The sequence below is a fragment of the Paenibacillus sp. N22P23 genome (assembly GCF_059383735.1).
In genome coordinates this window covers 69,772-82,409 of sequence record NZ_JBXENT010000003.1, presented here as the reverse complement: position 1 = coordinate 82,409, position 12,638 = coordinate 69,772, and the positions used below count along the sequence as shown (strand labels likewise).

At 53.7% G+C, this 12,638-nt stretch carries 7 protein-coding genes; all 7 read left to right on the top strand.

Annotation, left to right across the window (positions count from 1 at the left end):
* Positions 1-10 precede the first annotated feature (10 nt).
* The 7 genes from AC506A_RS15855 (at position 11) to icmF (ending at position 12,547) form a co-directional block, all read left to right on the top strand.
* Positions 11-946: a carbohydrate ABC transporter permease gene (locus tag AC506A_RS15855; RefSeq protein WP_495461985.1), complete on the top strand. Its 936-nt coding sequence runs from the start codon at positions 11-13 to the stop codon at positions 944-946.
* A gap of 277 nt (positions 947-1,223) precedes the next feature.
* Positions 1,224-2,015: a glycoside hydrolase family 16 protein gene (locus AC506A_RS15850; protein WP_495461984.1), complete on the top strand. Its 792-nt coding sequence runs from the start codon at positions 1,224-1,226 to the stop codon at positions 2,013-2,015.
* 24 nt (positions 2,016-2,039) lie between these two features.
* Positions 2,040-4,037: a glycoside hydrolase family 2 protein gene (locus AC506A_RS15845; protein ID WP_495461983.1), complete on the top strand. Its 1,998-nt coding sequence runs from the start codon at positions 2,040-2,042 to the stop codon at positions 4,035-4,037.
* A gap of 26 nt (positions 4,038-4,063) precedes the next feature.
* Complete coding sequence (locus tag AC506A_RS15840) at positions 4,064-5,650, top strand: DUF4091 domain-containing protein (protein WP_495461982.1); 1,587 nt, start codon at positions 4,064-4,066, stop codon at positions 5,648-5,650.
* A gap of 1 nt (position 5,651) precedes the next feature.
* Entirely contained in the window at positions 5,652-7,337 is a 1,686-nt protein-coding gene (locus AC506A_RS15835; protein WP_495461981.1) for a DUF4091 domain-containing protein, read from the top strand.
* On the top strand, positions 7,321-9,075 hold the full coding sequence (locus AC506A_RS15830; protein WP_495461980.1) for a DUF5107 domain-containing protein: 1,755 nt from the start codon (positions 7,321-7,323) through the stop codon (positions 9,073-9,075). Before AC506A_RS15835 ends, AC506A_RS15830 begins: the two co-directional genes overlap by 17 nt.
* A 163-nt stretch (positions 9,076-9,238) precedes the next feature.
* On the top strand, positions 9,239-12,547 hold the full coding sequence (gene icmF, locus AC506A_RS15825) for a fused isobutyryl-CoA mutase/GTPase IcmF (RefSeq protein WP_495461979.1): 3,309 nt from the start codon (positions 9,239-9,241) through the stop codon (positions 12,545-12,547).
* Positions 12,548-12,638: the final 91 nt, after the last annotated feature.

Below are 12,638 nucleotides of genomic sequence, written 5' to 3'. Positions count from 1 at the left end.
AGGGGACAGTATGGTGAATTCAAACGTAAAGGCCGTGCTGAGCCGTATCCGCAAGATCGTTTTCGGCGTAGGGGAGAATGACGGACTGGTTTTTAAAGCGGTCGTCTATTTGCTTCTCATTGGAATCGGCTTTATTTATTTATATCCGCTGATTTACATGTTCGTAAACAGCTTTATGAGCTTGGATGATTTGGTTAACTCGATGGTCAAATGGATACCGACCGAGCTGTATACCGAGAACTACACCAAGGCGCTGCAAGTACTGGACTTCAATAAATCACTGCTGCAGACGATTCTGGTGGCGAGCGTGCCTGCTGTTGCACAAACGATCATGTCAGCCGTTATTGGCTACGGCTTTGCGCGATTCGACTTTCCCTTGAAGCGGTTATGGTTCGTGCTCATGATCGCGACCTTTATCATCCCGCCTCAGGTGACGATGATCCCGACTTATTTGATGTTCAAGGATTATCACTTGCTGGGCACGCTCCAAACGTTCATTTACCCGGCACTTCTGGGTCAAGGCTTGAAGGGCGCGCTGTTCATCATGATTTTCTATCAATTCTTCAAACGGCTGCCTGCCGTGTTGGAAGAAGCGGCTCAGATCGACGGCGCGGGTTATTTTAAAATGTTTTATCGCATCGCCGTGCCGACAGCCGGTCCGGCCTTCATCATCGTCTTCTTGTTCTCGTTCGTCTGGTACTGGAATGAATCGTATTTGGCGGCTTTGTATTTCGGCAATTCGCTGACGATTCTGCCGCTTGAGCTGCAGCGATTCAGTGACAGCTACTCGAAGATGTTCCCTCCGGGCACGCCGGGAAGTCAGCTGAACGAGGCGATCAAGATGGCAGGTACGATGTTGACGATTGCGCCGCTGTTGGTTGTGTACTTCTTGCTGCAGCGATGGTTCGTAGAGGGAGTGGATCGTACGGGGATTACGGGAGAGTAAGGACTAGTGGGGGCTAGGTCGCTGCGCGTGCGGAATCATTGTTTCGATCGCTGTTGTCCTCGGAATTCTTTGAATTAATCTCCGTAGGAGATGAATTCCGAGGACAAAGGCGAACGCTGACGCTTCTACACACTGACTCCGCCTTGCTCCGCTTTGGCCCCCACACCTCTCCCGTGCGCTGCCCGCACGGATTTTTAGAGCAGGGGGCCGCTCGCTGTATGACTTTGCTCGCGTGTATGTACGCTTCGCGCACATAATAAAAAATGGAGGTACAACAATGACAACTGACAAAATACAGGTATCAGATAACGGATGGAAGCTAGTTTGGAACGAGGAATTTGATGGGCCGGAGATTGATTTGACGCGATGGGATTATGATATTGATGGTCATGGCTGGGGGAATAATGAGCTGCAGTATTATACGAGAGAAGCCAGAAACGCTTATATCGAGGACTCTAAGCTTATTATTAAAGCGATCAAAGAGGAATACGAGGGTAGCCCTTATACTTCTGCGAAGCTGGTTACGCGGAACAAGGTGGATTGGACGTATGGACGTTTTGAGATTCGCGCGAGGCTGCCGTATGGTCAAGGCATTTGGCCGGCTTTCTGGATGATGTCTACCGACCTGCAAGTTCATGGCGACTGGCCAAGTGCCGGCGAGATCGACCTTATGGAGATGTGCGGGCATGAGCCGAACAAAGTGCATGGCACGCTTCATATGGGCAACCCGCATTACTATAAAGGGGATTGCTATACGCTGGAAGAAGGTATTTTCGCCGATGATTTCCATATATTTACGGTGGATTGGACGCCAACTCAGATGCGCTGGTACATCGATGGCCAGTTGTTCTATAAGAGCAGCGAATGGTATACGCGCGAGACGGAAACGTCCGCAGTCGAGCCTTATCCGGCTCCGTTCAACAAGCCTTTCTATTTGATGCTGAACCTTGCTGTTGGCGGCAATTGGCCGGGGTATCCGGATGAGACGACCGTATTTCCTCAGACGCTGGAAGTCGACTATATTCGTATTTATCAGCCGGAAGACGGTCATTATGGACCTGCAATCTAAACGAGCTTAGGGGGATTTCCTGCGATGACAGATCCAATCTGCACCTATACCGGCATTCGTACGACATTATCTTTGCAGCCGATAGATGGGGTCCATGTTCCGTTCCAGAACGGGATTCCCGTTCCTTCCTTTGATCCACAGGAGCGGTTAAAGCTGGATTTGGGCGGCATATGGAAGAAGCAGCGTTTCGAGGCTGACCATGATTTCTCCATGTCCGAACGCGATGAGCGCTGGTTCGTTCAAGCAAGGGAGGAAGCGGGAGGCCGTACGGAAATCAGCTACAATGATTCCGCATGGGAAACGATCATGCTGCCTATTCCCGAGAATAAGCTCCAAGGCATTGAAGCGGCAAACTCCAGCGAAACCTACGAGAATGGTGTCTGGTATCGCCGTTCGTTCATGCTGGGAACGGAATGGACCGGCAAAGCGGTTACGCTGCATGCCCTGTCCATAAGCTACGTTGCCGATGTGTGGGTGAACGGCAAATGGATCGGATATCATGAAGGCGGCTATACGCCTTTCGCCCTCGATCTTTCCATGCACGTTCGCTATGGCGGAGAGAATACCATCGTCATTCGCGTGGATAATCCGCCTTGGGGCAGCCGCAGCGATATTATTCCGGCTACGGCTGGGACGGACTTTTTCAACTATACCGGTGTCATACATGATTTATATTTGAGCGGCAGTGCAGCGTGCCATCTGGCGAGAGTAGATGTTGTTCCTCTTGATGTGGAGGGGAATATACGCGTGACGGCGGTCGTGGAGAATCGTTCAGACCTGCCTGCTGCTTGTAAGCTGCAAGGCTCGTTGTTTGAGGCGGATCAAACCGCTGAGGCATTTCTCAGCTCCCCGTACGCCTCGCAAATCAAAGGCGCTCAGGCGTCATGGAATGGCGAACTATCTGCTCAGCTCGCGCTGCGTGCGAGGGAGACGAGAGCGGTTGTGTTCGACGTGTGCGTGGAGGATGCGAAGCTGTGGGCGTTCTGGAAGCCTAATTTATATATAGGGGAATTCACGCTTTCCAATACCGAAGGGCAGACGGATTGCTTCCATACGCAATTCGGCATTCGGACGATCACGACCGAAGGAACGGACATGCTGCTTAACACGCGCGCGATCTTTCTAGCCGGTATTGCCCGTCATGAGGAATGGCCGGACACTGGCAGGACAGCGACATGGGATCGGATTCGCGATGATCTGGTACAAATGCGCGAAGAGTTGCATGTCAACTACGTGCGCACCGCCCATTATCCAAACCATGTATTTACGGGAATGCTGCTGGATCGGCTCGGGCTTGCCACGGCAAGCGAAATTCCGCTGTGGCAGTTTACACGGGAGCATTTCGAGGTGCAGGAAGAGAAACGGCTGAGCGATCAAATGTGGCGGGAAATGGTATTCTCCCAATACAATCGTCCTTCCGTGCTCATGTGGAGCACGCAGAACGAATCGGTAGAGGTGGAGCTGCGGACAGTCTATAACAAACGACTTGTTCATGATCTGAAGACACGCTACCCAGACGGCCGTTTGACGACGCAAAGCGCTGCGGCAGATCAGCCCGGCGCGCATGATCCATCGATGGAGCCGCTTGATGTGGCGAGCTGGACGATGTATTTCGGTATTTTCCATGGAAGCACGTACTACGAAGGAACGCGTCAGTTCCTAGAGGATGCCCATCGCTTATGGCCGAATAAGCCAATCGTGAACACCGAATACGGACACTGGTCCGGCGAGAACAACATCGTGAGCGATACCCAAATCGAGACCTATAAGGAAACGTTGAAGGCGTTAATGGAGCGAGCGGTCATTTTGCCGGATGGGACGAGAAATAAAGATGGATTCTTAGCTGGCATCGACTACTGGATTATGTATGATTGGTATGTGAACCACAATAATTGGATTGATACCTTCGGCATCTATCATATGGATCGCAAGACGAGTAAGCCTGTCGGGGAGCTCATCAGGCAGGATTATCGATCGTTTACGAAGCATGAAGGCGGATTCGTCAACGAAGAGCATGAATAGCGAATAGAGCAGGAGGAACTGTACGCATGAAATATCAAATATTCAGCATGAATGAATGGATCTACCCGGATAGCGTCGTTTCGGAGGACGGCATCACAGCGATCAAGCTGGCAACAGCAAGAGGCAGCTATGCTGCATGCCAGATTCTATTTAACGATGCAGTGCCAAATGCCGAGATTCATTGCGAGTTTGTGCGTTCGACGGGCAGTGTATTCCTGCGTCAGCCGGAGGTCTATCAATTAATTGATATTTATGTAGAGAAGAACACGGGTCCGATTAGTCACTGCGTGAATGAAGGTGAATCGGCGGAAGGCTATACCACGCGACAAGCGCCGTTTCGCGTATATGAGGCGATGAAGCCGCTGACTGAGGGCGTCATGACTCGCGGCGCTACGGAAGCGTTGTATCTGTGCTGGGAGATTCCGGTCGATGCCGGGACCGGAAATTTCACAGGTGAGGTGGCTGTTACGATCGGAGAAGAGACATGCCTCATTCCGGTCGAAATGGAGGTCTATCAGGCCGTGGTACCGAAGGAGGAAACACTTGCCGTCACCAACTGGTTCAGCCTGCCGAATATGGCCAAGCGCTATAACGTTGAGCTATGGTCGGAAGGGCACTGGGCGATGATTGAGAAGTACGGCAGATTGATGCGCCGGGGACGCCAAACGCATTTCTGGGTGCCGATGGATGCGGTGCAGGTCAGCCTTGTCGGCGAGGATCGCTATCAGTTTAATTTTGCTAGGGCGGAGCGGCTTATTCGGATGTACTTCAGCCTTGGGTTTACCCATATTGAAGGCGGTCTGGTCGCCGGGCGCAAAGATTTCTGGGGCTCGGAATTTTTTATTTGGAATACATGGAACGGCGGCGAGGCGATCAAGGCAATATCGACGGAAGGATATGCCTACTTGTCGCAGTTTCTGCCTGCGTGGCGTACGTTCCTCGAGCAGAATGGCTGGCTGAGCAAGCTGGTACAGCATGTAGCGGACGAGCCGATCGGAAGCAGCGTCGAGGAGTATCGCATCCTATCGGGGATCGTGCGGAAATTCATGCCGGGCATTCCACTGCTCGAAGCAGTTGAAACCTACGATCTGGCCGGTTCGGTCGACATTCTGGTACCGAAGAATATCTACTACTTGGAACATCGCGAACAGTTCGAGAAGCTGAGAGCGCTTGGCGACAAGCTGTGGTTCTACACCTGCTGCTTCCCGGGCGGCTCCTCGATGAATCGCTTGTGGGACATGCCTTTGCTGCGGACGCGGTATTTGCATTGGGGCAACTATAAATACGATTTGGAAGGTTTCCTGCACTGGGGACTTAACCATTGCGATGACGATAAAGACCCGTACGAGCAGACAGATCTTTGCTTCCCGCCGGGAGATACGCATATTACGTTCCCGGGAACGAACGGTCCGATCGGAAGCGTACGCCTAGAGGCGATGCGTGCAGGCATCGAGGATTACGAGCTTCTGATGCAGCTTGCGAAGAAGGATAAGGCGCTCGCAGATGAACTGACGCATAGCTGCCTAATCAGCTTCAATGAGGCAAACGAGGATCCGGCGCACTTCGAACAGGTGCACATTAAACTGCTCGCGGCACTTTCGGAGGAGGGATAAGATGACACAGACTGCCAATTTTGAGACGAGATGCGTCCATTCGCTTATGAAGGTATTTGCCGACGAGGAGCTGCCGGAGTCTGCATTTCATGAAGGCTCAGCGCTGCTTGGCGAGTATTATTCCTTTCAGGTCGCCTACCGCGCCGCTTATCTGATGAAGAACATTCGAGTAATTGCCGAATCGTCGGATTTGGCGGATGCGATAACGATTAGAAGTGTCGGTCTTGTACCGTCCGAGCTTACAAACTACAACGACCCCGACGATTATTTGCTGCGGACAACGCCGGGGCTTTATCCGGATCCGCTGTATCCGCTTGAGGATGGCACTGTACATGCACTTCCGAAGCAGTGGCGCTCCGTGTGGGTGACCGTTCAGCTCCAAAACGATGCCGTACCCGGCGTCCATCCTATTGTCATCCGGTTCACGGATGAAGCGGGAGTGGAACTGGGGTCGGAAACTTTCCGACTGGATGTCATCGGCGTCAAGCTGCCGGAACAGCGTCTTCTCCATACGGAATGGTTCTATTTCGATTGCCTTGCGACCCAGTACAATGTCGAGATGTTCTCGGAAGCGCACTGGAGCATCGTCGAGACCTATGTTGCTCACTATGCCGAATATGGCATGAATTTGATTTTGACGCCGCTGTTCTCTCCGCCGCTTGAGCTGGATTACGGGAAATATCGCCCGACTGTCCAGTTGATTGGCGTGAAGCGTATAGGCAGCGAGTATCTGTTTAATTTCTCGCTGCTGGAGAGATGGGTTGCGCTATGCCGCCGTAATGGAATTCAGCGGTTTGAGTTTTCCCATTTGTTCACACAGTGGGGAGCGAAGCATGCACCGAAGATCTTTGCGGAGCTCGAGGGTGAGCATGTGCAAATTTTCGGCTGGGAGACGGATGCCGCCGGAGAAGAATATAAACAATTCCTCACGCAGTTCATTCCTGAACTGGTGAAGTTCATTCGATTGCATGGCCTCGAGCAAAGCTGTTATTTTCATTTGTCCGATGAGCCGACTCTCCATGACTTGGAATCGTATACGAATGCAAGTACGCTTGTCCGCTCGTTATTTGACGGCGAGTTTCCGATCATTGACGCCTTATCGGAATATGAGTTCTATGAGAAAGGGCTGCTGACGCATCCCGTTGTATCGACGGAGCATATTCACACTTATATTGCCGGAGAGGCCGATCCGCTCTGGGCGTATTATTGCTGCTGCGAGTACAAGCATAACGAATCCAATCGTTTCTTCAATATGCCTTCGGCGCGCAACCGAATTATTGGCGTGCAGCTGTACAAGCACAATATACAAGGGTTTCTGCATTGGGGCTACAACCACTGGTACTCCCAGCGTTCGCGCCGAGCCATTGATCCGTTCACGGTGACGGATGCCGACCATGCCTTCCCTTCGGGAGACGCGTTCTTGGTCTATCCGGGCAAGAGCGGTCCGATCACGTCCATTCGTTTGGAAGTTCTGCGTGAGGCATTCCAAGATGTTCGCGCGCTTCAATTGCTGGAGAGCTATATCGGCAAAGAAGCGACGGTTGCACTGCTGGAAGAGAATATGGCGGGTCCCCTCACGTTTAGGGACTATGAGAAAGGCAGCGCTTGGCTGCTGCGCATGCGTCAGCGCGTGAATCAGTGGATTTATGCTGCAAGCAAGGGGAATTCTCATGCTGAAACAATCTGAGTGGATGGAGCCGATGCTCGTTCATGAGTCGCAGCCTTGCGGGCCTGTGCCAACCGTATGCGATGAAGAGGGCATCTACCCGTATGTGAGTTTTAGTGAGACGGCAGAGCGGCCGGTTCTCCGCAAGCTGCGGATGATCGCCATTGAGAATGAATGGCTGAAGGTTACGGTATGCCCGGATTTAGGCGGCAAAATCCATTCCATTCTCGACAAACAGAGCGGCAAGGAAATGTTGTTCAACGCAGGAGCAGTGCGGCCGGTACGCATATTGCCTCGTATGGCTTTTATTAGCGGCGGCATCGAGGTAAGCTTCCCTATTGCGCATACACCTGTTCAGATCGAAGCCGTGCATGCCGTTGCCGAGCAAATCGAGGATCGGCTGTATGTGTGGTGCGGCGAGCGGGAAGTGCGCTACGGGATGCATTGGACGGTAGAATATTCGCTGGGCGAGAAGGACCGCTTCTTAACTCAGCGGACAACGTTTATGAATCCCACCTCGCAGGCGCATGCGTGGATGTCTTGGTCGAACGCTGCGCTCCCGGCGCGCGCGGATTCACAGTTTCACTTTCCGACAGGACATGTGCTTCGGCATGCGGATGTGCTTGAAGAGCTGGAGTGGAGCGGCGATCGTGAATACCGTTTGACGGACTTCGATCGGATGCAGGGGTTCTTCTGGAAGACATCCGACTGCACGGCATTCGGGATGTACACGCCGAGCTTGGGAAGCGGCTTATACCATATCGCTGACCCGGCGGAGACACCGGGGATGAAGCTGTGGTTATACGGCACAGGGAGACATGAAGCCTGGGCGCATCAGACTGCGCAGCGCAATGAGAGCTATGTCGAGATTCAAGCGGGGCCGCTGCTTGAGCAGGCGGACAACACGAAGCTGCAGCCCGGTGCTCGTCATACGCATACCGAATATTGGATACCAAGCACGGTGCCGCTGGATATTCGGGGCCTTGCGCTTCCGGCTCCGCAGCTCGTAGAGCTTAGCCGGGTGCCGTTATTCGATTGGGTGAAGCGGGGGATGACGCTGCCTTGGCTGGAGCTGCTGACCGCTTACAGCGGAGGTACATGCGAGGTGTTTCCTGCCCCGCCTGAACCGGAGAGCTTCTGCTGGCCGCCATCTGGGATGGAGAGACTCGGCGAAGCGCTGTACTGGGCAGGGGCGGAAGATCCGGGCGAAGCGAACCGCTCGCTCTGGAGCTATTACCATGCAGTATGGCTGGCGGCGCAAGATCAGATAGATGATGCAATTGGGCTTCTGCAAACGCTGAATGTGGACTGCGCTTACGCGCTGCTTGGAAGGCTGCTGCGCGTCGTGAAGCAGGAGTACGAGGCGTCAAGAATAGCGTACGAGAGCATCGAATCCACTGCATGGAAGCTGCATCCGCAGCTGTTTATTGAGCGGGATATGACGCTCGAAGCTATTGGGCATTCCACATTGGAGGAACGGGAGCGCTGGTTCAAGCAGGTAGATGCGCTGCAAGACGATGGGCTGGTGGAGCGCAGAGCGGCTATGTTAGTCGCTCGGGGTTCGCTGACCGAAGCGAAGGCCCTCTTGGAGAATCACCGGTTTGGGAGCATTCATCAGCGCTATGAACGCACACTGCTCTGGATGCGAATTCATGAAGCGCTCGGCACGCCCAATACCGATATTCCCGACCATTTGGGTGAGGACGATTTGGCCATTTACGGTGCATACCGCGTATCGGATGCGAACAAGGAAACTTAGCTTTTAAGGCAAAGCCGCCTCTTCATTTTGAAGGGGCGGCTTTTTTTGTCGGTCGGCGGAACGAGAGCTTGGTCCGTCTCGCCGCTGGGCGGTTTTTTGGATATAAGGACACTCTTCGCCGCATAAAGATAACAAACAACGGTAGCATTCGGAGGCGATCGGTATGAACGAAGAGGTCAGTCGGTATGTGCCGGTACATCAGGTTCGTTTCGTGACAGCATCCGCTTTGTTTGACGGGCATGACGCATCCATCACCATCATGCGACGAATATTGCAGGCTAGCGGCGCAGAAGTCATCCATCTGGGGCATAATCGATCCGTACGCGAGATTATAAAAGCGGCCATTCAAGAGGATGTTCAGGGGATCGCGGTATCCTCGTATCAGGGCGGACATGTGGCGTTCTTTAAATACATGGTGGATTTGCTCCGGGAGTCGGGGGCCGGCCATATTCGAATATTCGGAGGAGGCGGAGGTGTCATTCTGCCTGCAGAAGCAGATGAGCTTCATCGCTGCGGTGTAACGCGCATCTTCTCTCCTGAGGATGGAAGGCGTTTAGGTCTGCAAGGGATGATTAATGTCATGCTGGAAGCATGCGACTATTCGACTGTGGTCGATTTCGGGGATACGCCAGCGAAGCTTGCAGCCCGTAATGACCGTACGACCGCGACTTTCATGACATTAGCAGAGAAGCGGGTGACAGCTACTGATGGGGATGAAGCAGAGCGGCTCAGACTACTGTTCGCAGAAGTTGCTCTGGCAGCGGGGAACGCGCCAATTCTTGGCATTACAGGCACCGGAGGCGCAGGCAAGAGCTCCCTTACCGACGAATTCGTACATCGCTATCTGCAGCATGACCCCGATAAGACGATCGTCGTACTGTCGGTAGACCCGACCAAACAAAAGACCGGCGGCGCCCTGCTTGGCGACCGGATTCGGATGAACGCGGTGTATTCGGATCGCGTTTTTATGCGTAGTTTTGCTACGCGCGGGTCTAGATCAGAGCTGTCCGCAGCGATAGCAGACGCCATCATAACGGCGAAAGCCGCAGGCTATGACCTGATCGTCGTGGAGACGAGCGGAATTGGCCAAGCGGACAATCAAATCACTGCAGTCGCGGACCTTTCCGTGTATGTCATGACGAGCGAATTCGGCGCGCCGAGCCAGCTGGAGAAGATCGAGATGATCGATTACGGCGATCTGATCGTCATCAATAAGTTCGACCGCCGAGGCTCCGAGGATGCGCTGAGAGAAGTGAAGAAACAGGTTCAGCGAAGCAGGCAGCTGTTTGACCGGAATTGGCAGGACATGCCGGTTTACGGCACGAATGCTAGCCAATTCAACGATGCCGGCATGAGCCGGTTATTCGCTGCGATTATGCAAAAGCTTGGCGAACGAAACGCTGATGCGTGCGTGCTGCCAGCATCCACCGTTACCGCCGTAAGTACGCCGACAGGCCAGTCCGGCCGGCAAGGTCACCTCGGTCAACCATCACAGAAACAAACAATCATCCCGGACGAACGCAGCGGCTATCTGAGTGAAATTGTGCAAACCGTCCGCCGCTACAAGCAGCTAACCGAAGAGCAAGCGGCGGCCGCGCGAATGACTTACCGCATCGATGGCGCAATTGAGGCGGCGCGTTCGGAAGGTGATGAGACTGCGATTCCCTCACTTGAACGGCTGCGCGATACGTATTTCGCCAAGCTGAATGAAGCGTCGCGAACGGTTCTGAAGCAGTGGCCCGCACTAGTTGAAGCATACCGAGCCCAAGCGTTCACCAGTACGATTCGCGGTCAAGCGATCACAACTGAACTGTACGCCAGAAGCCTGTCCGGCCTGGATATTCCGCGGGTCGTACTCCCGTCTTATGAGGATTGGGGCCAACTCATCCACTGGGCATACAAAGAGAATCGCCCCGGTGAGTTTCCGTACACGGCAGGCGTGTTCCCGTTTAAGCGCGAAGGCGAAGACCCGAAGCGCCAATTCGCCGGCGAAGGAACCCCGGAGCGGACGAACCGCAGATTCCACTATCTCTCCAAAGGCGAGCAGGCCAAACGGCTCAGCACCGCTTTCGATTCCGTGACACTGTATGGGGAAGACCCGGCATACAGACCCGACATCTACGGCAAAATCGGCGAGAGCGGCGTCAGCATATGCACATTGGACGACATGCGTAAGCTGTATGCCGGATTCCAGCTATGCTATCCCGCAACGTCGGTATCAATGACGATTAACGGGCCGGCACCGATGCTGCTGGCGATGTTTCTCAATATCGCGATTGAGCAGCAGCTGGAGGCGGCAGCAAGCAAACTCGGCCGTACACTCGCCCCGGAGGAAACCGCTGAAATCCACAAACAAACCCTCCGCACCGTTCGCGGCACTGTGCAGGCAGATATTCTCAAGGAAGACCAAGGACAGAACACATGCCTCTTCTCCATGCCGTTCGCGCTTCGGATGATGGGCGATATCCAGCACTATTTTATCGAGCACGAGGTACGCAATTACTATTCTGTCTCGATCTCCGGCTATCATATCGCCGAGGCAGGGGCGAATCCCATTACGCAGCTTGCGTTCACGCTGGCCAATGGGTTCACTTATGTCGAGTATTACCTCAGCAGAGGGATGCCGATTAATGCGTTCGCGCCGAACCTATCGTTCTTCTTCAGCAACGGTCTGGATGCAGAGTATTCGGTAATCGGAAGAGTAGCGCGGCGAATATGGGCGGTCGTGATGCGGGAACGATACGGTGCCGATGAGCGAAGCCAGAAGCTGAAATACCACATCCAAACCTCGGGACGCTCGCTCCACGCCCAGGAGGTGGACTTCAACGATATTCGCACCTCGCTCCAAGCGCTGATGGCGATTATGGACAACTGCAATTCTTTGCATACGAACTCCTACGATGAAGCCGTCACGACCCCCTCCGAAGAAGCTGTCCGCCGCGCCATGGCGATTCAGCTCATTATCAACAAAGAACTCGGGCTCATGCGGTGCGAGAATCTGCTGCAGGGCTCCTATCTCATCGAGCAGTTGACAGATATGGTAGAGGAAGCAGTGCTGCTGGAATTCGAGCGGCTGCATGTGCGCGGCGGCGTGCTGGGGGCAATGGAATCCCAGTATCAACGCGGAAAGATCCAAGATGAATCGTACGTTTACGAAATGAAGAAGCACAGCGGCGAGCTCCCCATCATTGGCGTGAATACGTTTCTGAATCCGCAACCCAAGGAGCATGTGGCGGAGCTGCAGGTTGCCAGGGCGACGGCAGAAGAGAAGGCGCAGCAGATAGCGGGCTTACGCAGCTTCCATGAACAGCACAAGCTTGCCGCACCCGAGGCATTGCAGCGCTTGAAACAGATCGCAGTCAGCGGTGGCAATTTGTTCGAGGAGCTGATGGAAACGGTCAAAGTGGCCAGTCTCGGACAAATCACACAAGCGCTTTATGAGGTCGGAGGTCAGTATCGGCGCAACATATAGAAGCCCCCAGCAATACTGGAGAACCCGCGGCCTTCCTAACGAAGGAGCGGGTTTTCACTCGTTCTGAAACCGTTCTATTTCTATTATTTGC